This is a genomic window from Massilia sp. CMS3.1, assembly GCF_051262535.1.
In the GTDB taxonomy this organism is placed as follows: Bacteria; Pseudomonadota; Gammaproteobacteria; order Burkholderiales; family Burkholderiaceae_D; genus Telluria.
Genome location: NZ_JBIMES010000001.1, coordinates 615,198 through 637,461, shown reverse-complemented (window position 1 = coordinate 637,461; position 22,264 = coordinate 615,198). Strand labels below are relative to the sequence as shown.

19 protein-coding genes and 2 pseudogenes are annotated in these 22,264 nt (G+C 63.4%); 12 read left to right on the top strand and 9 right to left on the bottom strand.

All coding sequences use genetic code 11. From position 1 onward, the window contains the following. Positions 1–45 precede the first annotated feature (45 nt). Complete coding sequence (locus ACHAC9_RS02825) at positions 46–2,250, top strand: OsmC domain/YcaO domain-containing protein (RefSeq protein WP_435756912.1); 2,205 nt, start codon at positions 46–48, stop codon at positions 2,248–2,250. A gap of 8 nt (positions 2,251–2,258) precedes the next feature. Here ACHAC9_RS02825 and ACHAC9_RS02820 read toward each other — a convergent pair whose 3' ends face one another. Both ACHAC9_RS02820 and ACHAC9_RS02815 read right to left on the bottom strand, forming a co-directional pair. Further along, complete coding sequence (locus ACHAC9_RS02820; protein ID WP_435756910.1) at positions 2,259–3,845, bottom strand: mechanosensitive ion channel family protein; 1,587 nt, start codon at positions 3,843–3,845, stop codon at positions 2,259–2,261. 332 nt (positions 3,846–4,177) lie between these two features. Beyond that, positions 4,178–5,143 carry an extracellular catalytic domain type 1 short-chain-length polyhydroxyalkanoate depolymerase gene (locus ACHAC9_RS02815; RefSeq protein WP_435756908.1) on the bottom strand — a complete coding sequence of 322 codons (966 nt, stop codon included), beginning with the start codon at positions 5,141–5,143 and terminating at the stop codon, positions 4,178–4,180. A gap of 195 nt (positions 5,144–5,338) precedes the next feature. On the opposite strand from ACHAC9_RS02815, the gene ACHAC9_RS02810 reads away from it, so the two are divergent. From ACHAC9_RS02810 to ACHAC9_RS02795, 4 genes are all read left to right on the top strand, one after another. Further along, positions 5,339–5,878, top strand: a complete 540-nt coding sequence (locus tag ACHAC9_RS02810) for a hypothetical protein (RefSeq protein ID WP_435756906.1) — start codon at positions 5,339–5,341, stop codon at positions 5,876–5,878. A gap of 3 nt (positions 5,879–5,881) precedes the next feature. Beyond that, positions 5,882–6,181, top strand: a complete 300-nt coding sequence (locus ACHAC9_RS02805; RefSeq protein ID WP_435756905.1) for an antibiotic biosynthesis monooxygenase family protein — start codon at positions 5,882–5,884, stop codon at positions 6,179–6,181. Between the two features lie 12 nt (positions 6,182–6,193). Further along, positions 6,194–6,877 (top strand): SOS response-associated peptidase family protein, encoded by a 684-nt coding sequence (locus tag ACHAC9_RS02800; protein ID WP_435756903.1) that lies wholly within the window; start codon positions 6,194–6,196, stop codon positions 6,875–6,877. 117 nt (positions 6,878–6,994) lie between these two features. Continuing rightward, positions 6,995–8,440 (top strand): NAD-dependent succinate-semialdehyde dehydrogenase, encoded by a 1,446-nt coding sequence (locus ACHAC9_RS02795; RefSeq protein ID WP_435756902.1) that lies wholly within the window; start codon positions 6,995–6,997, stop codon positions 8,438–8,440. A 14-nt stretch (positions 8,441–8,454) separates the two neighbouring features. Here ACHAC9_RS02795 and eutC read toward each other — a convergent pair whose 3' ends face one another. Both eutC and ACHAC9_RS02785 read right to left on the bottom strand, forming a co-directional pair. Continuing rightward, entirely contained in the window at positions 8,455–9,267 is an 813-nt protein-coding gene (gene eutC, locus ACHAC9_RS02790; RefSeq protein WP_435756900.1) for an ethanolamine ammonia-lyase subunit EutC, read from the bottom strand. A gap of 10 nt (positions 9,268–9,277) precedes the next feature. Further along, positions 9,278–10,669, bottom strand: coding sequence for an ethanolamine ammonia-lyase subunit EutB (locus tag ACHAC9_RS02785; protein ID WP_435756899.1), 1,392 nt, complete (start codon positions 10,667–10,669; stop codon positions 9,278–9,280). A gap of 250 nt (positions 10,670–10,919) precedes the next feature. Between ACHAC9_RS02785 and ACHAC9_RS02780 the strand changes: the two genes are divergently transcribed. From ACHAC9_RS02780 to ACHAC9_RS02770, 3 genes and pseudogenes are all read left to right on the top strand, one after another. Further along, entirely contained in the window at positions 10,920–11,135 is a 216-nt protein-coding gene (locus ACHAC9_RS02780) for a hypothetical protein (protein ID WP_435756897.1), read from the top strand. A gap of 159 nt (positions 11,136–11,294) precedes the next feature. After that, positions 11,295–11,549, top strand: a pseudogene (locus ACHAC9_RS02775) (helix-turn-helix domain-containing protein); the annotation flags it as partial. Positions 11,550–11,701: 152 nt separating this feature from the next. Next, positions 11,702–12,121: a family 43 glycosylhydrolase gene (locus ACHAC9_RS02770; protein ID WP_435756895.1), complete on the top strand. Its 420-nt coding sequence runs from the start codon at positions 11,702–11,704 to the stop codon at positions 12,119–12,121. 140 nt (positions 12,122–12,261) lie between these two features. Here ACHAC9_RS02770 and ACHAC9_RS02765 read toward each other — a convergent pair whose 3' ends face one another. Further along, entirely contained in the window at positions 12,262–12,558 is a 297-nt protein-coding gene (locus ACHAC9_RS02765; protein WP_435756893.1) for a hypothetical protein, read from the bottom strand. A gap of 31 nt (positions 12,559–12,589) precedes the next feature. Then, complete coding sequence (locus tag ACHAC9_RS02760) at positions 12,590–13,684, bottom strand: C1 family peptidase (RefSeq protein WP_435756891.1); 1,095 nt, start codon at positions 13,682–13,684, stop codon at positions 12,590–12,592. Between the two features lie 322 nt (positions 13,685–14,006). Here ACHAC9_RS02760 and ACHAC9_RS02755 point away from each other — a divergent pair, with 322 nt between their 5' ends. Then, positions 14,007–15,626, top strand: coding sequence for a phytoene desaturase family protein (locus ACHAC9_RS02755; RefSeq protein WP_435756889.1), 1,620 nt, complete (start codon positions 14,007–14,009; stop codon positions 15,624–15,626). 7 nt (positions 15,627–15,633) lie between these two features. Here the strand turns inward: ACHAC9_RS02755 and ACHAC9_RS02750 are convergent. The 3 genes and pseudogenes from ACHAC9_RS02750 to ACHAC9_RS02740 all read right to left on the bottom strand — a co-directional run bounded on the left by ACHAC9_RS02750 (position 15,634) and on the right by ACHAC9_RS02740 (position 16,310). Further along, positions 15,634–15,907: pseudogene (locus ACHAC9_RS02750) on the bottom strand (DUF1971 domain-containing protein). 10 nt (positions 15,908–15,917) lie between these two features. Beyond that, positions 15,918–16,133 carry a hypothetical protein gene (locus tag ACHAC9_RS02745; protein WP_435756887.1) on the bottom strand — a complete coding sequence of 72 codons (216 nt, stop codon included), beginning with the start codon at positions 16,131–16,133 and terminating at the stop codon, positions 15,918–15,920. A gap of 9 nt (positions 16,134–16,142) precedes the next feature. Beyond that, the gene (locus tag ACHAC9_RS02740; protein ID WP_435756886.1) at positions 16,143–16,310 is read right to left on the bottom strand and encodes a hypothetical protein; all 168 of its coding nucleotides are present in this window, start codon (positions 16,308–16,310) and stop codon (positions 16,143–16,145) included. A 218-nt stretch (positions 16,311–16,528) separates the two neighbouring features. Between ACHAC9_RS02740 and ACHAC9_RS02735 the strand changes: the two genes are divergently transcribed. The 3 genes from ACHAC9_RS02735 to ACHAC9_RS02725 all read left to right on the top strand — a co-directional run bounded on the left by ACHAC9_RS02735 (position 16,529) and on the right by ACHAC9_RS02725 (position 22,259). Beyond that, entirely contained in the window at positions 16,529–18,319 is a 1,791-nt protein-coding gene (locus tag ACHAC9_RS02735; RefSeq protein WP_435756884.1) for an FAD-binding oxidoreductase, read from the top strand. A gap of 75 nt (positions 18,320–18,394) precedes the next feature. Continuing rightward, on the top strand, positions 18,395–19,156 hold the full coding sequence (locus tag ACHAC9_RS02730) for a peptidylprolyl isomerase (protein ID WP_435756883.1): 762 nt from the start codon (positions 18,395–18,397) through the stop codon (positions 19,154–19,156). A 31-nt stretch (positions 19,157–19,187) separates the two neighbouring features. Then, on the top strand, positions 19,188–22,259 hold the full coding sequence (locus ACHAC9_RS02725; protein WP_435756882.1) for a peptidase domain-containing ABC transporter: 3,072 nt from the start codon (positions 19,188–19,190) through the stop codon (positions 22,257–22,259). The last annotated feature ends 5 nt before the right edge of the window (positions 22,260–22,264 follow it).

The window sequence follows — 22,264 nt, the reverse complement described above, 5'->3', positions numbered from 1 at the left end:
ATAATGTCGGATTCATCGTTTTCAGCACCACTTCGGAATTCTCCCATGGAAATCAAAGTCAACTTCCTCGACAAACTGCGGCTCGAAGCCAAGTTCGACGACTTCACCGTCATCGCCGACCAGCCGATCCGCTACAAGGGCGACGGCTCGGCGCCCGGTCCCTTCGATTACTTCCTCGCCTCGTCGGCCCTGTGCGCGGCCTATTTCGTGAAGTTGTATTGCAATACCCGCAATATCCCGACCGAAAACATCCGCCTGTCGCAAAATAATATCGTCGACCCGGAAAATCGCTACAAGCAGATTTTCAAGATCCAGGTCGAGCTGCCGGCCGATATCTCGGACAAGGACCGCCAGGGTATCCTGCGCTCTATCGAGCGCTGCACCGTCAAGAAAGTCGTGCAGGAAGGACCAGAGTTCGTGATCGAAGAGGTCGCGAACCTGGATGCGGACGCGCAGGCGCTGCTGAGCTTGCAGGCGGATGAGGGATCGCAGACTTACATCCCCGGCAAGGACCTGCCGCTCGAGCAGACCATCGCGAATATGTCGGCCATGCTGGCAAGCTGGGGCATCAAGATCGAAATCGCTTCCTGGCGCAATATCGTCCCGAATGTGTGGTCGCTGCACATCCGCGACGCGCATTCGCCCATGTGTTTCACCAATGGCAAGGGCGCGACCAAGGAAAGTGCATTGGCATCGGCCCTGGGCGAGTATATCGAGCGCCTGAACAACAACCATTTCTATGCTGGTGCGTTCTGGGGCGAGGACATTGCCAACGCCGACTTCGTGCATTACCCGAACGAGCGCTGGTTCAAGCCTGGCAAACGCGATGCGGTCCCAGGCGACATTCTCGATGCGTACTGCCTGGGCATCTACGATCCCGACGGCGAGTTGCGCGGTTCGCACCTGATCGACACCAATTCCGGCAATGCGCAGCGCGGTATCGTTTCGCTGCCGTTCGTGCGGCATTCGGATGGCGAAGTCGTCTATTTCCCGTCCAACCTGATTGAAAACCTGTACGCCAGCAATGGCATGAGTGCGGGCAATACGCTGGCCGAGGCGCAGGTGCAATGCCTGTCCGAGATTTTCGAACGGGCGGTCAAGCGCGAAATCCTGGAGGGCGAAATGGCCTTGCCTGATGTGCCGCAGGAAGTGCTGGCGAAATACCCCGGCATACTGGCTGGGATTGAGGCCCTGGAAGAGCAGGGCTTTCCAGTGCTGGTCAAGGATGCATCGCTCGGCGGGACCTATCCGGTCATGTGCGTCACCTTGATGAATCCGCGCACCGGCGGTGTCTTTGCCTCGTTTGGCGCGCACCCGAGCTTCGAGGTGGCGCTGGAACGCAGTCTCACGGAATTGCTGCAAGGCCGCAGTTTCGAAGGCCTGAACGATCTGCCTCAGCCTACCTTTGCAAGCGAAGCCGTGACGGAACCATATAACTTTGTCGAGCACTTCATCGATTCGAGCGGTGTGGTGTCGTGGCGCTTCTTCAGCGCCAAAGCAGACGTCGATTTTGTCGAGTGGGATTTCTCAAGCCAGGGCGAAAACTCGAATGCCGAGGAAGCCGCGACCTTGCTCGCCATCCTCGAAGACATGGGCAAGGAAGTCTACACCGCGGTATATGACCAATTGGGCGCCGTCGCCTGCCGTATCCTGGTGCCGGGTTATTCGGAAATTTATCCGGTAGAAGATCTGGTCTGGGATAACACGAACAAGTCACTGCTGTTTCGCGAAGATATCCTGAACCTGCATCGCCTGGACGATGCCAGCCTGGCGGCACTGCTCGAGCGCCTGGAGAACAATGAGCTCGATGAGCACTCGGACATCGCGACCCTGATTGGGGTTGAATTCGACGAGAATACGGACTGGGGTCAGCTGACGGTACTCGAGTTGAAGCTGTTGATCAACCTCGCCTTGCAGCAGTTCGACGAGGCGCACGAGCTGGTGGGGGCCTTCCTGCAGTACAACGATAATACCGTCGAACGCCGGTTGTTCTACCAGGCCTTGAATGTGGTGCTGGAGGTAACGCTCGACGACGAACTGGAACTGGACGATTACGTCGTCAATTTCCGCCGGATGTATGGCAACCCGCGGATGGACGCGGTGCTGGGCTCGGTGGACGGCAGCGTGCGCTTCTTCGGCTTAACGCCTACGAGCATGAAACTGGAAGGTCTCGACAGGCATCACCGCCTGATCGACAGCTACAAGAAACTGCATCAGGCGCGGGGAAGGGCGGAAGCGGTATTGCGGTAACTGACGCGTCATGGCGCGATCTGCAATTCGGCGACGGCCGGCCGCGCACTCATTGCCTGGAACTGCTCGGGCGTAAACACGATGGTCCTGGTCTGGAACGCCAGGCCGATTCCCGCCGCTTCGAGACCCTCGTAGATCGACAGGAGCAAGTCCTCGCGGATGAGGACGCTTTCGTCGAAGTCCGGCACGTCGATATACGAGAATACGTCGATGTTGAACGAGCGTTCGCCGATCTTGGCCAGGTTGGCGCGCGCGCCTTCGGCAATGCGCTCGTGCTCCGAGAGCACCCCCTGGACGATGCCGATCGCTTCCCTGAGCCGCGCGGACGAGACGCCATAATCGACCGCGATGACCGGGTTGAACAGGAAGCGGTCGCGCGTCGCGAAGTTCTCGATGTGGCGCGCCGACAGGTCGCCGTTGGGAATGGTCACCACCGTGCGCTCGCCGGTGCGGATGCGGGTAGAGCGGATGCCGACGTCTTCGACCGTGCCGACGACCTCGCCAACCTTGATGAAGTCGCCCACCTGTGCTGGCCGGTCGGCAATCACGGTGACGCTGCCTACCAGGTTTTCGACCGTCTTCTGGGCGCCGAGCGCCAGGGCAATACCGCCGATGCCGAGCGCCGCAATCCCCGTGGTGACGTCGATGCCGAAGGTGTCGAGAATGCCGATCCCGGAAAACACCAGCAACAACACTTTCGCGCTACGCCGCAGTAAGGTAATCACGGAAACAACCTGGCGGCGCTGGCGCTGCTGCATGCGCACGATGGCCAGCTCGGCGACTGCATCGACCAGGCGCAGGCCGAACCAGACGAAGGCGATGACGAACAGGATGCCGGTATAACGCAGCAAGGTTTGCCGGGCCACGATAGCGACCGGAAGCCGTTCTGCCCAGTTCAGGAACAGGATGACGGCGACCAGGAGGCTCAGCGGCGGCAGGGCAGCCTCGAGGAAGCGGTAGAAGCCACTTGCCGCGGGGTCGGCCACCAGGCGGCGCACGGCGCCGATCAGCAGTGCCGACACGACCCACAAGCCGCCGAAGATGAACACCCCGAGCCCGAGCAGCAGCGCCCAGTCCTTCAAGGGTGCGCCGGCGATAACGAATTTGTCCGGTTCCAGGGCCTGGGCCGCAGCGGGCTGCCTGGTCGCCGCCGCGATCTGGCTCGCCGTCTCCTGCGAAATGCGCCATATCTGCTGGCCGGCCTCCTCGCTGCGGGCCAGCAGGACCGGCACTTTCTTGTTCTGGATCGTGATCTGGCCGACGCGTTCCTGGTCGATGGGCAGGTCGTCGTCGATCCTGCCGACAGCCTCATTCGACAAGGCGACGTAAGGTTCGAGCGAGCCGCCATCGTCCAGCAGCGCCTGGAAGCCGCGTACCTGGATCGCGGCGTTGACGCGCTGCCGGTTACTGTTGCCAGGCAGGTCGAAGAACTGGGCGGCGCGGTCGTAATCGTGTTCGGCCAGAGCCTTGATCATCCCTGAAATCATCGAGCGCGGTGTGTCCCGGCCGAGCGGGTCGGGCTCGGCGACGGCAGTGGCAGGTGTGTCCGGCTCGCCAAAGGGGGCCGCGCTTGCCGGCATGACCAGAGCGGCCATAAAAAGGAGGATTAACTTGAACGGCATAAAACGGGTACTCAAAACATGTCCTTTGACTGGGGCAGCCGTGTGGCGCGGCTACCCGGGGTGCGGAGCGACGGCCGGTAAAGCCATTGATGGCAAAGTCTAGCATTCACGCGTGAGTTACCGAGAGTAGGGCCGCAGGTCGACAGGGCGGACGTGACCTGGCGCGCGTGGTGAGGACTCCCCATCGTCATGATGCGTTGCCGCCGGGTGACGGCGGACGCAGGGCTTCAGGATGACGCTGATGTTCTGGAGGCAGGTGACTGCCGTGGTCGCTCAGCTGATCGACCACGCCGGCGCGGGCCCGCTTATTGCCCGGCGAAAAAACGCAGCATTTCCCTGCTCGCATCGGGTCCGCTCGCATCGGTGTAGCTGCCGTGCGAATTCCCGCCCGACCAGGCGTGACCGGTACCATGGATGGTCCAGTGTTCAGCGATGACGTCGCCCATCTCGTCACGATGCGTATGCCGGGTGAAACTGCGTCCGCGTGCCTCGCCGGTTTCCTCGTGCATGGCCATTTCCCGCGTTTCGCCAGGCACCTGTGCCATATGGCAGGCGATGGTTTGCTGCACCACGTCGGCACTGTTTTTCTGGTGTACCGTGCGATCCACATCGCCATGGAACACGATGACCGGGATGCTGGACTGGGGAATTGCCTGCTTCATCGAGGCCGGATCGGCGCCATCGCGCATGGTGGTCATGGCCGAGAAACCGTCCGTTGCGCTGCGATGCGCAAGGCCCGAGTGGCAGCCGACCGCCTTGAACAAGTCGGGATAGGTCCGTCCGAGAATGACTGCCATTGCCCCACCTGAGGACAGGCCCGCGACCGATACGCGCGACTCGTCGACGGCATATTCGGCGATCAGCTTGCGCGTCAGGGCCGCGATGAGCGCGGGTTCGCCTTCGTCACGCTCGTGATGCGCTTCCTCATACCAGTTCCAGCAGCGGTTCCAGTTCGCCTGCGAGGACTGTTCGGGATAGAGAACCAGGCATTGCGCTTCCTCGGCAAGTTCGTTCATGCCCGTGCCAAGCGCGAAATCAGCCGCACTCTGTCCGCAACCGTGGAGCATCACCACGAGCGGCAGCGGCGCATTCCTGTCGCCGCTCGGTATATACAGTTTATATTGTAAGGACCGCGAATCGTTGTCGAATGTCCCCGACAGGAATTCGCCTCCGGCTGGGGGTGTCTTGCGCGAGACGTCGGGGCTCTCGAGCACGCCGGCCCAAGGGTTGAAGCCAAAAAAAGGCCAGTTTCCAGTTGCTAGGTTAATCATGGTTGCCTCATCAATGGCGATTCAGGCGTCTCCGGTATGTCTTTTGGCCAGTATAGTGAAATGGTGCGGTGCAGCATGTAAGGACTTGGCGGGGCGTTTCGTAGGATAAGAAGCCGGATCGATGTGCGCCGGCATTGCGCAGGCCCGATCGATACAGTGATAAACTGCCGCCTTACCATCGAAGTTTCAGAAGCCATGACGAACAAAAAACAGCCTCCAGCGGGCAAACCAGAGGGCGCGCCTGCCGGGCGGCCAGAGAATCCATTTATCGATGCCGGGTTCTATGACCGCGTGCGCGATTACACCGAGCGCGATGCCACCTTCTCGAAAGAGTTGAAGGCGATCGCCGACCACGGCGCGGGCAAGCAAAGCACCGACGCGCGCTTCGCGCCATCGCTGGAATTGCTGCGCGGCGTGGTCAAAAAGGGCGTTTCCTTCAATGACATGCTCGAACGCATCGTAGCGGGCACCGAATCGGGCCTGTGGGAGCCGTGGCTGGCCGCTTTCGGGATCGAATTGCGGGGCGTCAGCTATGCCAAAACTGGCCCGCGCAATGCGCGCCTGGCGCTTGACATCAGCCTGGCGGCCAAGGCCAATCCGCTGTTCGCCAACGCCGGCATGCGCAACTGGCGCAGCCTGGTCGCGCAAGACTGTGCACAGCTGCAGGTCGAGAAGCCGACCGTGGAAACGCCGGCCAAGGCCCACGCCATTTTCTTCCTCGACGCGGCGGGCTGAACGATGGTACTCGAGAGTGCGGAACTGATGATCAAGGCCGGCATGGAAGCCGAATTCGAAGCCGCCGTACGCCAGGCAAGGCCGCTGTTCCAGCGTGCGCGCGGCTGTGAAGGCATGCAGCTGCAGCGCGGCATCGAGAACCCGCGCGCCTACCGTTTGCTGGTGCGCTGGGAGACGCTCGAAGACCATACCGTCCATTTCCGCGGCAGCGAGGACTTCCAGGAGTGGCGCCGCCTCGTCGGTCACTGCTTCGACGGCGCTCCGAGCGTCACCCACCTTGACATCGTGCTCGAAGGCTTTTGATCCGACCGCAACATGTGCGTCAACTACCGTCCTCCCACGCCGGAACAATTCGGCACGCTCGGCGCCTTCAGCGAGCTGCCCGCCGATTGGCGCTGGCCGGAGGAAACCTGGAAGGATTACGCCGCCCCGATCCTGCGTGCGGGGCGTGACGGCCGCCCGGCCGCTTGCCTGGCAAGCTACGGCATGGTCCCGCGCCGCAAGATCGCCCCTGACGTAAAACCGTTCGACACCATGAACGCACGCGCCGAATCGATCGGCGAACGGCGCTCCTTCGCCCAGGCCTGGCGCCGGCTGCAGCTGTGCGCCGTGCCGATGGCCTGGTATTACGAACCCTGTTACGAGAGCGGGCGCGCCGTGCGGCATGCGATCGGCATGGCTGACGAGTCGCTGTTTTTCGTGGCCGGGCTGTGGCGTGACTGGAGCGAGGAAGATGGCGCTGTGGCGTCATCGTTCACGCAGATCACCATCAACGCCGACGACCATGCCCTGATGCGCCGCATGCACAAGCCGGACGACGAGAAACGTTCGCTCGTAATCGTCCCGCGCGACGAGGTCGGCGACTGGCTTGCGTGCACCGACATCGAGTCGGCGCGCAGCTTCCTGCGGCATTATCCGGCAGCCGCCATGCGCGACTGGGCGGCGCCCGCCGCGTCACGCAAGTTGACGGAGCCGTCGCCGAACCTCGATCTGTTCTGAGCGTTCGACGCGCGTTGAACTCGTCGGCAAGCTGGCATGCGCACATTGCATCTCGCCTGCAAGCGGCCGGCACTCGGGTTACTATCCATCTTTCCCCAACACAGGACCCCACCCGCCATGACGACGTCCAGCTACCCCGACACCCGCCTCCTGATCGCCAACGAATGGCTTGATGCCACCGGCGGCAAGACGATCCCCGTGCTGAACCCGGCCACCGGCCAGCCGATCGGCAAGGTTGCGCACGCCACGATCGCCGACCTGGACCGCGCGCTTGCCGCCGCCCAGAAGGGCTTCGAGACCTGGCGCGCCGTGCCGGCAGCCGAACGTGCGGCCACGATGCGCCGCGCAGCCAATCTGCTGCGCGAACGCGCCGGCGATATCGCGCGCCTGCTGACGCAGGAGCAGGGTAAACCCTTGGCGGAAGCCAAGGGCGAGATCCTGGCCGGTGCGGACATCATCGACTGGTTCGCTGCCGAAGGCATGCGCGTGTATGGGCGCATCGTCCCGTCGCGTAATCCCGCTGCGCAGCAGCTCGTGCTCAAGGAGCCGGTCGGACCGGTGGCCGCCTTCACCCCGTGGAACTTCCCGATCAACCAGATCGTGCGTAAACTCGCCGCCGCGCTGGCCACCGGCTGCTCGTTCCTGTGCAAGGCGCCTGAAGAAACCCCGGCCTCGCCGGCGGCGCTCCTGCAGTGTTTCGTCGATGCCGGCTTGCCGCCTGGCGTGGTGGGCCTGGTGTTCGGCGACCCGGCCGAGATCTCGGGCTACCTGATTCCGCACCCGGTCATCCGCAAAGTCACCTTCACCGGTTCGACGCCGGTCGGCAAGCAGCTGGCCGCCCTGGCCGGCGCCCACATGAAGCGCGTGACGATGGAGCTGGGCGGCCATGCGCCGGTCATCATCGCCGAGGACGCGGATGTGGCACTGGCGGTCAAAGCCGCCGGCGGCGCCAAGTTCCGCAACGCCGGCCAGGTCTGCATTTCGCCGACCCGCTTCCTGGTGCACAACGCGATCAAGGAAGAATTCACGCGCGCCTTCGTGCAGCATGCGGAGCGCCTCACATTGGGCGATGGCCTGGTCGAGGGCACGACGCTGGGGCCGCTTGCCAATGCGCGCCGCGTCACCGCGCTGTCGAAAGTCGTCGAGGATGCGCAGGCCCGGGGCGCGATCCTCGCCACCGGCGGCAAGCGCATCGGCGAGACCGGCAACTTCTTCGCGCCGACCATTCTTGCCGATGTGCCGCTGGACGCGAGCGTGTTCAACGACGAGCCCTTCGGTCCGGTCGCCGCGATCCGCGGTTTCGACAGCCTGGAAGAGGCGATCCTCGAGGCCAACCGCCTGCCGTACGGCCTGGCCGGCTACGCCTTTACGCGCTCGATCAAGAATGCCCAGCTCCTGATGAACCGCATGGAAGTGGGCATGCTGTGGATTAACCAGCCGGCCACGCCGAGCGCCGAGCTGCCGTTCGGCGGCATCAAGGATTCGGGTTATGGCACCGAAGGCGGGCCGGAGGCGATGGAGGGCTATCTGAACACCAAGGCGGTGTCGATGGTCGGCGTGTAAGTTCGCGGCGGGCGCTACAGCAGAAAGCTGCGCCCGCCAGCATCGATTAATTGATCCACATTGTCGGTCTCGTCCTTGAGCCCGACGCCAGTCAGCTGGCGCCTGCGCGCCTCCCGCAACAGGTAATGCAGCTTGCTCGCTGCGTCATCGAATCCCAGCCCGGCCGGCCGGACGTTCGAGATGCAGTTGCGGCGCTCGTCGGTCAGTCCCACGCGCGGTGCCCAGGTGATGTACAGGCCCATGCTGTCGGGCGAACTGAGGCCCGGCCGCTCGCCGATCAGGACCACGACGATCTTCGCGCCCAGCAGTTCGCCGACTTCGTCGCCGACCGCCACGCGGCCCTGTTCGACGATCACCAAGGGTGCCCGCACCCATGCCTCCTCGATCAGGCGTGCACGCAAGGCCTGCAGCAAGGGGGGGGCGTGCTGCGAAATGGCCAGTGCGGACAAACCATCCGCGACGACGATGGCAAGGTCGTAGGGAGGTTCATGGACGGTACTGTTGCGCTGAGCCAGGAGCAGGGCGCGCGAGGGCAGGTCAAGCCTGCGGCCGAGATCGGGCCGCTGCAGGTAGACGTGGCGATTCTCCGCTGCGCTGTGCAGCAACAGCGGGGAGGGCGCTTGCGGCCATGCTTGGGCGAGGGAGCGCGACAAGTGCGCCGTGTCGAGTGCATGGTGCACGGCGTCGCGCGCACGCGCATGCGCCAGCTGGAAGTCGAGTTGGGCGCCCGTCAGCTGGCTGACCCCGGTATGCCCGAGCGCGATGCGCGCGGCCGTGAACTGGCGCAATGCCTGCCAGGGATCTGGTTTGACTGTCATCTCCGACATGACATCTCCTTCAAGGCAGCTGCAGCAGCGCGCGCTGGAACGGCGCCGGCAGCGCGCGGCCCAGCGTGGCCTGCGCGTCGTCCGTAAAAATGCCGAGGTCGCGCAGCCACGCATGGAATTCCGGCGCCGGCCGCAAACCAAGGGCGCGGCGTGCATACAGGGCGTCGTGGAAGGACGTTGTCTGGTAGTTCAGCATGATGTCGTCCGCACCGGGAATGCCCATCACGAAGGTGCAACCGGCCGCCCCCAGCATCGTCAGGAGCACGTCCATGTCGTCCTGGTCGGCTTCGGCGTGGTTGGTGTAGCAGACGTCGACACCCATCGGCAGGCCAAGCAGCTTGGCGCAGAAATGGTCTTCCAGGCCGGCGCGGATGATCTGCTTGCCGTCGTACAGGTATTCCGGCCCCATGAAGCCGACCACGGAATTGACCAGCAGCGGCTTGAAGGCGCGTGCCACCGCGTACGCACGCGCCTCGCAGGTCTGCTGGTCGAGGCCGTGATTGGCGTTGGCCGACAGCGCGCTGCCCTGGCCGGTCTCGAAATACATCAGGTTCTCGCCCAGCGTGCCGCGCTTGAGGGACAGGGCGGCCGTGCGGGCTTCGTGCAGCAGCGCCAGGTCGATGCCGAAGCTGGCGTTCGCCGCCTGGGTGCCGGCGATCGACTGGAACACGAGGTCGACCGGCGCGCCGCGTTCGATGGCGGCGATCGTATTCGTCACATGGGTCAGTACGCAGGACTGGGTCGGGATCGCATAGCGTTCGATGATATCGCCCAGCATCCGGACCAGCTTGATCACCTGCGGCAGGTTGTCGGTGGCCGGGTTGATGCCGATGACGGCGTCGCCGCTCCCGTACATCAGGCCATCGAACAGGCTCGCCGCAATGCCGGAGACATCGTCGGTCGGGTGGTTCGGCTGCAGGCGGGTCGACAGGGTGCCCGGCAGGCCGATGGTGCCCCGGAAGCGCGTGACGACGCGGCACTTGCGGGCGACCAGCACCAGGTCCTGGATGCGCATGATTTTCGAGACGGCGGCCGCCATCTCGGGCGTGATGCCCGCGGCGATGCGCGCAAGCTGCGCCTCGTCGGCCGCGTCGCCGAGCAGCCAGTCGCGCAGGCCGCCGACGGTCAGGTGGCGGATCGGCGCGAACGCCGCGGCGTCGTGGCTGTCGACGATCAGGCGCGTGACCTCATCGAGCTCGTAGGGCACCAGGGCCTCGTTCAGGAAGGTCGTCAAGGGCAGGTCCGCCAGTGCCATCTGCGCCGCCACGCGTTCCTCGGCGCTGCCGGCCGCGACGCCGGCCAGGTAGTCGCCGGAGCGCGCCGGCGATGCCTTGGCCAGCAGGTCGCGCAGGTCGGCGAAGGTGTAGGTCCGGGTGCCGACACGGTGGGTCATCTGGGTCATGGCTTGCTCGTTTGCCTGTGCAGGAAGTTTGCATCAGCCACGATCCTGCCACACTTCCGGTCCGCTTTATGGAGTGTTTGGTGTCGCCCACCCGTGTTTCGCGATCTGTTGGTTCCGGCACGACCATCAAGACGCCAGGACGGGCTTGAATGGCCTACCCCACAGCCTGGCACATTTGATGCATGACTGGTAGCGAGCGCATTCGGCAAGCTCATTCCCTTTCCATCCACTCGCATTGAGGAGCACGATCATGAAAACCCTGGTTATCAAGAACCTGGCAGTCACCCAGGTATCGGAACACAGCGAAAGCGGCGCTGCGCGTTCGCTATCGCACGACGAAATGAAACAGGTCCAGGGCGGCCGCGCCATCGCCGTGCTGGTCGACGGCAGGCCCGGCGGCGTGGTCGATGACTTTCAGCTGCAGATGGCCATCTTCAAGGGCGATATCGGTGTCACGGTCAAATAAGGGGATATTCCCTTGCAGGAAAGCCCACTGCGGTGGGCTTTTTTGTTGATCGCTTGTTGCGCGCCGACGTTGCCGAATGGTGACAAACCACGGCACGCCGATGTGACCTTCGATCATCGGGTGCTTATTGATTTATTGATAGAAATTTCATAATGTGGCATGCGCGACTCATCCTCGACCCGCTTCATCCGTTTTCACTTCAAGACGCGCCGCCTGGTGCTGCTGGTCGAACTTGGTCGTCACGTATCAATCGTGCATGCCGCCGAAGCGGCCGGGCTGACCCAGCCCGGCGCCTCGAAGCTGATCGGTGAGCTCGAGCACGCAGTCGGCGTGGCGCTGTTCGAACGCCTGCCGCGCGGGGTGGTGCCGACCTGGTATGGCGAGGTCCTGATCCGGCGCGCCGGCGCCGCGCTCACGCCCGCGACCTCGCTGGTGAGGTGGGCGAACACCGGGTCCGCACCGGCATCATGCTCGACCGCCTGCTCGATATGCACACGCTGGCCGGCCAGCCCCAGGTGGTGGTGCGCCCGTACCAGGACTGGCATGTGTTTCGCAAGGATCGCCCCATGTACGGCGGGGTCCACGACTGGCATACGGTGGAGGGCGCCTTCGTGCAGGTGCATGATGGCCAGGTCTACTGCTTCTACAGCGGCGGCGCCTGGGAGCGCGAAACCGACGGCATCAGCCATGTCGTGGCCGATCATCCGCTGGGGTCGTATCGCCGTCCCGAAGGCGGGCACGAGGCGCTGCTGATGCGCAGCCGGCCGGACGCGGTCATCGGTCCGGGCCATCATTCGTTCACCACCTCGCCCGACGGCAGCCAGACCTGGATCGTCTACCATGCCTGGGACGTGGACCAGACCACGCGGCGGATGTGTATCGACCGGCTCGATTGGGAGGGCGACAGGCCGGTCACCGCCGGGCCGAGCAGCGGGCCGCAGGCCGCGCCGTCGAACAGTCGCACGCCACCGGCGCGGCGCGAATAAGCATGTTACCAGCCTGTTTCACGCTGGTGGAGAACATCACACCGTTGCTTGGCCGGCGAGCGCATACCGCAGCCGCCCTCCGCCGGTGAGGTCGCGGTCTTGGTCCGCCATGTACAGGACATGGCGGATTTCATGGCGAACTATCCAAGTCCGTACACGCGGCTTGGAATTGCTTCGACATTCAGGATCCCCGCATCAAACAACTGGTTGCTAAGCGTTTGCGCTGCCGCGATGGCGGCGGACGGCTGCCACCCTAAGGAAGCGGCAACTGCGGATGGGAAGCTGCGGGCATAGCCTACGAACTCTTCGGCGGACCCCAGGTTCTGGGCTTGCGCCAGTTCGACAAGCGCGGGCGGCGCAATCAGCACGCCTTCGTCGATTCGCGTTGAAAAATCTCCCGGCGAAGCCAGGATATTATCGTCGGCACTCATTTTCATACGGTTCCCTCTACGAAGATAGTGGCAGGCTCTACGTTAACGAGCACATTTCCCAAAGAAAAGAATCAACGTAGTACCAGCTGATTTGTCCATACCCTGCTTCCGGACCCCAGTAGGATCCGGGCACGGGCAAGCGGTGCCCCCAATTATTGGTTCCCCAAGAATTACGTATTATGAACCATCCATGGCCGGATGGCTCGCGGGGATCCGGTTCGAATCCGACAACACACACGGCGTGGCCGCCGGTCACGACGGATCGTGGCTGCGGGTCGAGTACGCGACCGAATTCCAGGAGGCCGCTGACATTCCAATTGTCGTGCGTCAGGGCGTTCGGGTCGGCGAAGACCGGAACACCGATGGCGACCGGAAATTTGCTCAATGCCTGGTAGAGCTGGGCCGCATTGCCATTGTTGGTGATGGTTCCGCCCGTATGCAGATTCTGGGATGCGGCGTGTTGCGCGGACGCCGGAGGTGGACCCTGATGGACAGTCGCGGCTGCCAGCGGGACATATGGCCAGTCCGCCTCGGGACACAAGCCATGGTGTTGCAGCGCATTGAGTGCATGCACATGCATGGTCCCATCCGAATTCGCGTTCGGATCGAATTGCTTTGCTCCCCAAAAAAGAAATTGTTCAGAGGCGTCACCGATCGGTGCCGTGCCCGACTGGAGGCTGAGTAACTCTTTGCATGCCGCGAGCGCATGGGCGACACAGGTTCCACGTCTGCCCTGGTCACGCACTGGCCACCCGATGCCGCGGGCCGTGCTGTGGTGGTCGATACGGTTCAATGGGATGCCCGGGCTGGAAGATGTCTTCGGAAGAACGGTACTCGTGGTTGAGCCGAGCGGAAATCTGGCGTTCGACGGTGGTTCAGCGCCATTAGCGAATTGAATCGGTGACATGGATTGACTCAAGGCCAGGTTTCGGAAGGCGATCGGTGTCCCCCGCGCAGAAATTGCGGAAATCTTGGCCAGATTATGTCCAGGAATGACATCGGCCAAGGATGGGAAATGAAGGGTCACCGCATATAACTCTTCCGCAGATTGGACACCCGTCGGGAGCAAGGCATCATATTCCTCTTGATTAATTAATCCTTGGGAATGAATTTGCTGTAAATACGTATCCATTTTCTCTCCCCTCGACAGTCAGCGGTTGAATGCACGGTACCGACCGGATTCGGCTAAACGATTCGGTCGCTGCAGGAACACATTCAGTATAGCGCCGACGATTGGCGGAGACGCTCATGGTGATGAAGCGCGCAAGCGTGCGCGCTGTTGGGCATCGCCGTTGTACAACTTTTGCCTCGTGCAGCGCCTTCGGCCGGACAAATGGGTGACTGGAAACACCCGAAAGGGGACATCCAGCGTGGGGGGCATTTTCCCAACAATATCAAGTGCAATTTTTGCGTTTCTCGTTAGATAATGCAGTTGTGACATGAGGAGAAAGCGGATGCGCGACGCAATCATCGTTGGAGGTGGCCACAATGGCCTGGTATGCGCCTTTTACCTGGCTCGCGCAGGCTTGAAGGTGACGGTGCTGGAGGCGCGCGATGTCGTCGGCGGCGCGGCGGTGACCGAGGAATTCCACCCGGGCTTTCGCAACTCGGTCGCGGCGTATACCGTTTCGCTGCTCAACCCCAAGGTCATCCAGGACATGGACCTGGCCAGTCACGGCCTGCGCATCGTCGAGCGCCCCTTGTCGAATTTTCTTCCGCTGGACGATGGCAACTACCTGAAGATCGGCGCAGGCCGCACGGCCGCCGAAGTCGCCAAATTCTCGCAGCGCGACGCCGACCGGCTCGATGCCTACAGCGCTCACCTGGACAGCGCGGCCGACCTGCTGCGCGAGCTGGTGCTGCAGACGCCGCCGAACCTGGGGCAGGTCAGCTGGCTCACGGCCTTGCCCGAGCTGATCAAGGCCGGAAAACTCGGCAACCGCATGCGCAAGCTGTCGCTCTCGACGCAGCGCGAACTGCTCGACCTGTTCACCAAATCGGCGGGCGACTATCTCGACGGCTGGTTCGACAGCGCGCCGATCAAGGCGGTCTATGGTTTCGACAGCGTGGTGGGCAATTACGCCAGCCCGTATTCGCCTGGATCGGCCTATGTGCTGCTGCACCACGTGTTCGGCGAGGTCAACGGCAAGAAGGGCGCATGGGGGCACGCGATCGGCGGCATGGGCGCCATCACGCAGGCGATGGCGAAGGCTGTCGGCGCGCTGGGCGTGGAGATTCGTACCGGTTGCGCGGTGGAGGAGGTGCTGCTGGAGAAGGGGCGTGCGATCGGTGTCGTTACGGTGAAAGGCGAACGTGTCGATGCCAGAGTCGTCGTGTCGAACCTGAACCCGCGCCTGCTGTACACCAAGCTGGTCGACCCTGGCGCGCTCCCGGACGATTTCCTGCGCCGCATGCGGGCCTGGCGCTGCGGTTCCGGCACCTTCCGCATGAACGTGGCCTTGTCGGAATTGCCCGATTTTAACTGCCTGCCCGGCAAGGAGGTGGCTGAGCACCACGGCAGCGGCATCATTATCGCCCCCAGCCTGCAGTACATGGAGCGCGCGTATCACGACGCGCGCACCTTTGGATGGTCGCGCGAACCGATCGTCGAGGTCTTGATTCCTTCCACACTCGACCCGACGCTGGCGCCGCCCGGCCGGCACGTGGCCAGCCTGTTCTGCCAGCACGTCGCGCCCCAGCTGCCCGATGGGTCGAGTTGGGACACGCACCGGGACCGCGTGGCCGACCTGATGATCGACACCGTCGATCGCCACGCACCGAATTTCAAGCGCTCCGTGCTCGGCCGCCAGATCATGAGTCCGCTGGATCTGGAACGCACGTTTGGACTCGTCGGGGGCGATATCTTCCATGGCGCGCTGGGGCTGGACCAGCTGTTCGCGGCGCGGCCGATGCTGGGGCATGCCGATTACCGTGGACCGGTTGCTGGGCTGTATACCTGCGGGTCTGGGACGCATCCAGGTGGCGGTGTTACCGGGGCACCGGGACATAATGCTGCGCGCGAGGTGTTGCGGGACTTTGCGAGTCGAAACAAAACCGCAGCCATGGCCAGGTAGTGACCGACTACCGGTAAAACTCAAGGCAAAAACGCACCGGCCCATCGATCACGACATGATGCGCAATCCGTGGCTCGACGATCCCCGGCGTACCGGGCACGAGCAGGTGCTCTTCCATGTCCGGCTCTTCGATCACATAGCGCAAGCTGCCCTCGTGCACGACGATGCGCCCCCACACCGGCGGCGGTCGTGTGGTCGCGCTGCAATCCCGCCGGGACAGTGTCCTGAGTGAACTCCGGCGTCGTTTTGTAGTGAGAGACATCGGCAGGCAGGGTTTTCATGGCGCTCCCGTTAAATGATTTCGGTGCGGCCGAAATAACCGTACTGCAAACTGGCCGCAATCCGCCGGGCGGCCGCCATGAACTGCTCGGCCACCTCGGGCTGGAACAGCCGCCGCACGTGCGCCTCGAACAGCGTCAGCCAGCGCCGGAAATGCTCCATTTCCACCCCCTGGATCTGCATGTGTGTGCCAAACACATTGCCCTTGAATTCGCCACTGGCCAGCATGACCGAGCACTAGAAATCGACCATCCGCTCGAGATGTGGTTCCCAGTTGGTAGCGATGGCGCCGTTAAAAATCGGCGAAAGCAGGCTTTCGCGCCGGATGTCGGCATAGAAGTCGTCCACCAGCGTGGTGATCGACGCGCGGTTCAGTTCGGAGTACATGACGGATGGTTCTTTCACGGATCGAGTGCGAAGGGGGGCGGTCCATTGTGGCCGATACTGCAGAAAACAGCCAAATTACTCATCCTGCATGAAGCCACTCCAATAAACGATGCCAAGTCACATATGCCTTGCCCGCGGCTTGGCAAATTGCTATCCTCCAGGAAACTCAGCGGTGTCCGGCCGCGGACATTCACCGAGGGGATGGGATGAAACGACGCGATCTGTTAGGCGTAACAATGTCCGCAGCACTGCTGCATGGCGCCATGCCCACCGCAGCACTGGCAAGGGGCGTCACCAAGGCGGATGTCCCGGGCCGCACCCGGGCCCGCCCCGGCACGGCGCAATGGCCGGGCGCCAGAGAATGGCAAGCCTTGCGCACGCAGACAGAGGGACGCCTCCTGACCTTGACCTCGCCCTTCGCGCACGGGCAGAGCGAGGCCGTGCGCCTTGAGGCTGTGGCCGGCATCAAGAATCCGTACTACATCGGCGACAACCCGGCGCTGACCCAGACCAGCGGCTGGCAGGACGCCTGGTCTTCGCGCGTCAGCGCCCACGCGGTGGCGGCGGTTCACGCGGCCGACGTGGCCGCTGCCGTCAAGTTCGCGCGTCGCCACAATCTGCGCCTGGTGGTCAAGGGTGGCGGGCACAGCTATTTTGGCGCCTCGAATGCGCCTGACTCCCTGCTGGTGTGGACGCGCGCGATGAAGGAGGTCACGATGGTCGACGCATTTGTCGCGCAAGGCTGCCCGCAGGCGTCAAGCCAGCCGGCCGTGCATGTCGGCGCAGGCGCCATGTGGGCCGATGCGTATGCCGAAGTGACTACCCGGGGCGGGCGCTACGTGCAGGGCGGCGGCTGCACCACCGTCGGCGTTGCCGGACTGGTGCAGGGCGGCGGCTTCGGCAACTTCTCGAAGGGTTTTGGCACGGCCGCCGGCAACCTGATCGAGGCCGAAGTCGTCACCGCCGACGGCGAAGTGCGCATCGCCAACGCCTGCACCAACCCGGACCTGTTCTGGGCGCTCAAGGGCGGCGGTGGCGGCAGTTTCGGCGTGGTCACGCGCATGACCCTGCGCACCCACGCGTTGCCCGCTTTCTTTGGCGCCGTGTTCGGCGAGGTCAGCGCAAGCTCGAACGAGGCCTGGCGCGCGCTGGTGGCGCGCTTTGTCGACTTCTATGGCGCCAGCCTGTTCAACGAGCACTGGGGCGAGACGGTCACGCTGAAGGATGGCAAGACCCTGAAGCTGTCGATGGTGTTCCAGGGTCTCGACGATGCCCAGGCGCGGGCCGCGTGGGCGCCGTTCTTTGCCTGGGTAAAAGAGCGCAAGGAATACAGCTTTCCCGAGCCGACCATCATGGCGATCCCGGCACGTCACTTCTGGGACTCGAAGTTCTTCCAGAAACATGCGCCCGGGTTCATCACGGTGGACGATCGCGCGGGGGCCTCGCCCGACCATCATTACTGGACCGGTGATGGCGAACAAGCCGGCTGGTTCATCCACGGTTACCAGTCGGCCTGGCTGCCCGCCAGGCTGCTCGCCCCAGAGCGCCAGGCGCTGCTGGTCGACGCGCTGTGCGCGGCAGCCGCGCAGTGGGACGTCGCGCTGCACTTCAACAAGGCCCTGGCGGGTGCGCCGAAGTGGGCCCTGGACGCGACGCGCAATACGGCGATGAATCCGGCCGTGCTCGATGCGTTCGCGCTGGTCATCATCGCAGGCGGTGGCGGCCCTGCCTTTCCCGGCATGCCGGGGAAGGCAGTCGACGAAGCGCGGGCGCGGCAAGCGGCGACCCGCATCCGCAGCGCAATGGACGCCGTCTTGACAGCGGCGCCGAATGCCGGCGCTTATGTGTCGGAAAGCGATTATTTCCAGGCCCGCTGGCAGGACGCCTACTGGGGCAGCAATTACGCGCGCCTGGCACGCGTAAAAGGGGCAGTCGACCCGGACGGGCTCTTCGTCGTTCACCATGGCGTGGGCAGCGAGCTCTGGAGCGCGGATGGGTTCACCCGGGTGAAACGTGCAAGCGCCTGAAGCATGACGGCATGTGTGGAACAAATCTCGCGCCAGGGAGTCCCATGCATAGGGGGATGACGCCGAGGAGACAGTATGGCCGGGATTGTGCGCATCGACGATGAAGTCATCGACACCGATTACTTCATCAGGACATTGAAGCTCACCGGACAGTTCGAGGGACTTGTCGAGCAACTGGTGCGCGAGAAGCTGACCGTGCACGCTGCAAAGAAGGCGGGGCTGCCGGTCGCCCCTGAAGACATCCAGGAGCGGGCCGACCAGTTCCGTCGCATTCAGGGGCTGCACCGGGCCGCCGACATGAACCATTACCTCGATTCGCTCGGGGTCAGCCTCGACGAGTTCGAAGACTTCGTGACCGCCGGCCTGTACCACGAGAAAATGATGGCGCAGGTCTGCAGCGAGCAGGCCGTCGAACAGTATTTCAAGCTCAATTCTCCCCGCTTCGACAGCGTCCAGATCAGCCATATCGTGCTCGATTCGGAAGGCAAGGCCAAGGAGATGATGTCGGCCCTTGCCGACGATCCCGACAGTTTCGCCGAGATGGTGAGCGAACATTCGGTCGGCGAGGCGCGCGAAAACGGCGGGGTGATCGGCAAGGTGTTGCGCGGTTCCCTGAAACCGGACCTCGAGGCGCGCGTCTTCAATGCCGCCGCCGGCGACCTGCTGGGACCGTTTCGGTCAAACGACCGCACCCTCTACGAGATCTTTGCCGTCAATGCCAAGTATCCGGCCACGCTCGACGAAGAGACCGCAGTCGAGGTGCGCCGCCTGCTGCGCGAGGAATGGCTGGCGGCGCGGGCGCAGGAGCACATCATCGAAGCTGTCCCGGCGCGCTGAGGATGACGCGCAAAGCCCGGCAGCCACCGACATGGACGCATCAGCGCAACAACGGCATGCTTTCGCGGAGTTCCTGGCGTCGGTCGACATCCTCTCGAGCCTCACCGCGGACGAACTGGACGCGCTGGCCGAAGCGGTCGAGACGCGCTCGTATGCTTTTGGTGACACCATCTGCAGCGCCGGCGATGCGGCCGACGGCCTGGTCATCATCAAGTCCGGCTCGGTGCGCGTGTTTGGTGAGGAACACGGCAAGGAAATCAGCATGGGCGTGCGCAAGGCGGGCGAAGTCTTCGCCGAGATCGCCATGTTGCGTCCCTACCGGCATGAGCTGTCGGTACGCGCCGCCCTGAAAACCGAGTTGTGGTTCATTGCGCGCTCTGCGATCGAGCCGGTCCTTGCCCGCAACGCGCAAGCGCTCGACTTCATCAACAACTATGTGGCGATCAGCTCGGCAGGCGGCCTGGTGGCACGCCTGTTCGACCTGCGCGGCAAGGTCAGTAAACCAGAGCTGGAAGAGTTCGTGCGCAGCGTCGGCGTCAAGCGCGTCGGTGCCGGCAAGGAAATCCTCAAGCAAAACGCGCGCGACGACCGCCGCCTGTACGTCGTGCGCCAGGGGCAGGTGCGCGTCGTGGTGGACGATGGCGGCGACGAGTATGTGCTGGCCACGCTCGGCCCAGGAGAAATTTTCGGCGAAAAAGCTTGCCTGATGCGTCAGGAGCAGCCGGCCGCGGTAGTGGCGGCGACGGAAAGCGTCCTGCTCGTCGTCCCGGAAAAGTCGGCCCATTTCATCCTGGAGCGCAATGCCAAATTTCGCGAGGTAATCGAAGAGCGTGTGCGCTTCTTCGAGCGCGAACTGCATCGCCAGAAGCGCCTCGCCGAACGCCGCAAGCGCCCCGTCATCCTCGACCTCGCCTCGCAACCGAAGGCCGGCGAAAAAATCATCAAGCGTTTCGCCCTGGTCGAGCAGGCCGAGGAAATGGATTGCGGCGCGGCCTGCCTGGCGATGCTGTGCCGTCATTACGGCATCAACATGACCCTCGGAAAACTGCGCGAGCTGGCGAACGTCACCACGCAAGGGGCAACCTTAGATAGCCTGGCGCGCGCAGGCGAGGCGCTGGGATTCGGCGCGCGCGGGGTGCAATGCACCTTCGATGCGCTGCTCGGCTTCGAACTGCCCTTCATCGTGCATTGGGAAGGCTACCACTACGTCATTGTCTACGGCGTTTCGGCGACCCACGTATGGGTGGCCGACCCTGCCGTGGGCTTTCGCAAGATGAGCGTGGAAGAGTTCGAGCGCGGCTGGAGCGGCACCTGCCTCGTGTTCACGCCCGGCCAGCAAGTGGGGCAACTGGCCCAGTTGCACACTGCGCGCTCGCCCTGGCTGCGTTTCGTGAGCTATCTGCAGCCCTACAAGAAGATCCTGCTGCAGCTGTTCCTCGCCACCTTCGTCATCCAGATGCTCGGCATCGTGCCGCCGATGATCATCCAGAACATCCTCGACGGCGTGCTGGTGCACCAGAACCTGGGGCTGCTGCACTTGCTGATCCTCGGCCTGGTCATTTCCACCGTGTTCAGCCAGATCATGGCGACGCTGCGCGCCTACCTGTCGAACTACATGGTGCGCAACCTCGATTTTTCGATGATGGCGCAGTTTTTCAAGCACACGATGTCCTTGCCGTACTCGTTCTTCGCCAAGCGCAAGACGGGCGACATCCTGGCGCGCTTCTCCGAAAACCAGACGATCCGCGCCTTCCTCACCGAGTCGACCGTCACCACGCTGCTGAACCTCTTGATGGTGTTCATCTACTTCACCATCCTGTTCCTGTACAACGTGAAACTGACCCTGCTCTTGATCGGGTTCGTGATTCCAATCATCGTGCTCACCGTGCTGGTGAACCCGAAGATCAAGGACTACGCGCGCGAGGTGTTCAACGTCTCGACCGACGCCCAATCCTTCCTGATGGAAGCGCTGGGCGGCATCGAGACGGTCAAGGGCATGGGCAGCGAACGCCCGGTGCGCCTGAAATGGGAAAAGAAATACGTCAAGGCGCTCGAGGTGCAGTACCGCTCGCAACAGTTCAACATCCTGGTGGGTCTGGCCAGCCAGATCCTCAATTCAGCCACCACGATCGTGATCCTGTGGGCCGGCGCGACCCTGGTGCTGGCGCGCGAGCTGACGATCGGCCAGCTGATGGCCTTCAATGCGCTCATGGGCAGCGTGCTCGGACCGCTGATGGGCCTGGTCGGCCTGTGGAGCCGGATGGCGGACGCCACCGTCGCCATGGAGCGGCTGGGGGACGTGCTCGACATCGAGCCGGAGCAAAAGCCGGCCGACCTGGCCTCGCGCGTGGTGCTGCCCGACTTGCAAGGCGAGCTCAGGTTTGAACACATGTATTTCCGCTATGGCGGCGAGGACACGCCCTGGGTGCTGGAAGACATCAGCATCGACATCAAGCCCGGCGAGCTGGTGGCCATTGTCGGGCGCAGCGGGTCGGGCAAGACGACGCTGGCGAAACTGCTGGTGGGCTTCTATCCTCCCGTCGAGGGCAAGATTTTCGTCGACGGCTACGACATGAGCGTGATCGACAAGGATTATTACCGGGCCCAGGTCGGCTATGTCATGCAGAGCAATCTGCTGTTTTCCGGCACGATCGCCGAGAACATCGCCAGCGGCGACGAGAGCCCGGACCGGCGCCGCATCGAGGAAGTGGCGAAAATGGCCGATGCCCACGCGTTCATCAGCAAGATGCCGCTCGGCTACGAGCAGGTGGTGGGCGAGCGCGGTGTGGGACTGTCGGGCGGCCAGGTGCAGCGCCTGTGCATCGCGCGCGCCCTGTACATTGACCCGCGCCTGCTGGTGTTCGACGAAGCGACCTCGGCCCTCGACACCCAGTCCGAGAGCAACATCATGGCCAACATGGAGGCGATCCTGGCGGGGCGCACGGCCGTCATCATCGCGCACCGCCTGAGTACGATCATGCGGGCCGACAAAATCGTGGTGCTGTTTGAAGGAAAGATCGTGGAGCAGGGGCGCCACGACGAGTTGCTGGCGCGGCGCGGCATGTATTACGAGCTGGTGCAAAAGCAGCTGGGCTCAGGGTGACATGC

What these genes read in the sequence shown, in the direction of transcription:
- ACHAC9_RS02825 (WP_435756912.1), top strand. Translation starts at nt 46, where the DNA reads ATGGAAATCAAAGTCAACTTCCTCGACAAACTGCGGCTCGAAGCCAAG.
- ACHAC9_RS02820 (WP_435756910.1), bottom strand. Translation starts at nt 3,845, where the DNA reads ATGGCCGCTCTGGTCATGCCGGCAAGCGCGGCCCCCTTTGGCGAGCCG.
- ACHAC9_RS02815 (WP_435756908.1), bottom strand. Translation starts at nt 5,143, where the DNA reads ATGATTAACCTAGCAACTGGAAACTGGCCTTTTTTTGGCTTCAACCCT.
- ACHAC9_RS02810 (WP_435756906.1), top strand. Translation starts at nt 5,339, where the DNA reads ATGACGAACAAAAAACAGCCTCCAGCGGGCAAACCAGAGGGCGCGCCT.
- ACHAC9_RS02805 (WP_435756905.1), top strand. Translation starts at nt 5,882, where the DNA reads ATGGTACTCGAGAGTGCGGAACTGATGATCAAGGCCGGCATGGAAGCC.
- ACHAC9_RS02800 (WP_435756903.1), top strand. Translation starts at nt 6,194, where the DNA reads ATGTGCGTCAACTACCGTCCTCCCACGCCGGAACAATTCGGCACGCTC.
- ACHAC9_RS02795 (WP_435756902.1), top strand. Translation starts at nt 6,995, where the DNA reads ATGACGACGTCCAGCTACCCCGACACCCGCCTCCTGATCGCCAACGAA.
- eutC (WP_435756900.1), bottom strand. Translation starts at nt 9,267, where the DNA reads ATGTCGGAGATGACAGTCAAACCAGATCCCTGGCAGGCATTGCGCCAG.
- ACHAC9_RS02785 (WP_435756899.1), bottom strand. Translation starts at nt 10,669, where the DNA reads ATGACCCAGATGACCCACCGTGTCGGCACCCGGACCTACACCTTCGCC.
- ACHAC9_RS02780 (WP_435756897.1), top strand. Translation starts at nt 10,920, where the DNA reads ATGAAAACCCTGGTTATCAAGAACCTGGCAGTCACCCAGGTATCGGAA.
- ACHAC9_RS02770 (WP_435756895.1), top strand. Translation starts at nt 11,702, where the DNA reads ATGTACGGCGGGGTCCACGACTGGCATACGGTGGAGGGCGCCTTCGTG.
- ACHAC9_RS02765 (WP_435756893.1), bottom strand. Translation starts at nt 12,558, where the DNA reads ATGAAAATGAGTGCCGACGATAATATCCTGGCTTCGCCGGGAGATTTT.
- ACHAC9_RS02760 (WP_435756891.1), bottom strand. Translation starts at nt 13,684, where the DNA reads ATGGATACGTATTTACAGCAAATTCATTCCCAAGGATTAATTAATCAA.
- ACHAC9_RS02755 (WP_435756889.1), top strand. Translation starts at nt 14,007, where the DNA reads ATGCGCGACGCAATCATCGTTGGAGGTGGCCACAATGGCCTGGTATGC.
- ACHAC9_RS02745 (WP_435756887.1), bottom strand. Translation starts at nt 16,133, where the DNA reads ATGCTGGCCAGTGGCGAATTCAAGGGCAATGTGTTTGGCACACACATG.
- ACHAC9_RS02735 (WP_435756884.1), top strand. Translation starts at nt 16,529, where the DNA reads ATGTCCGCAGCACTGCTGCATGGCGCCATGCCCACCGCAGCACTGGCA.
- ACHAC9_RS02730 (WP_435756883.1), top strand. Translation starts at nt 18,395, where the DNA reads ATGGCCGGGATTGTGCGCATCGACGATGAAGTCATCGACACCGATTAC.
- ACHAC9_RS02725 (WP_435756882.1), top strand. Translation starts at nt 19,188, where the DNA reads ATGGACGCATCAGCGCAACAACGGCATGCTTTCGCGGAGTTCCTGGCG.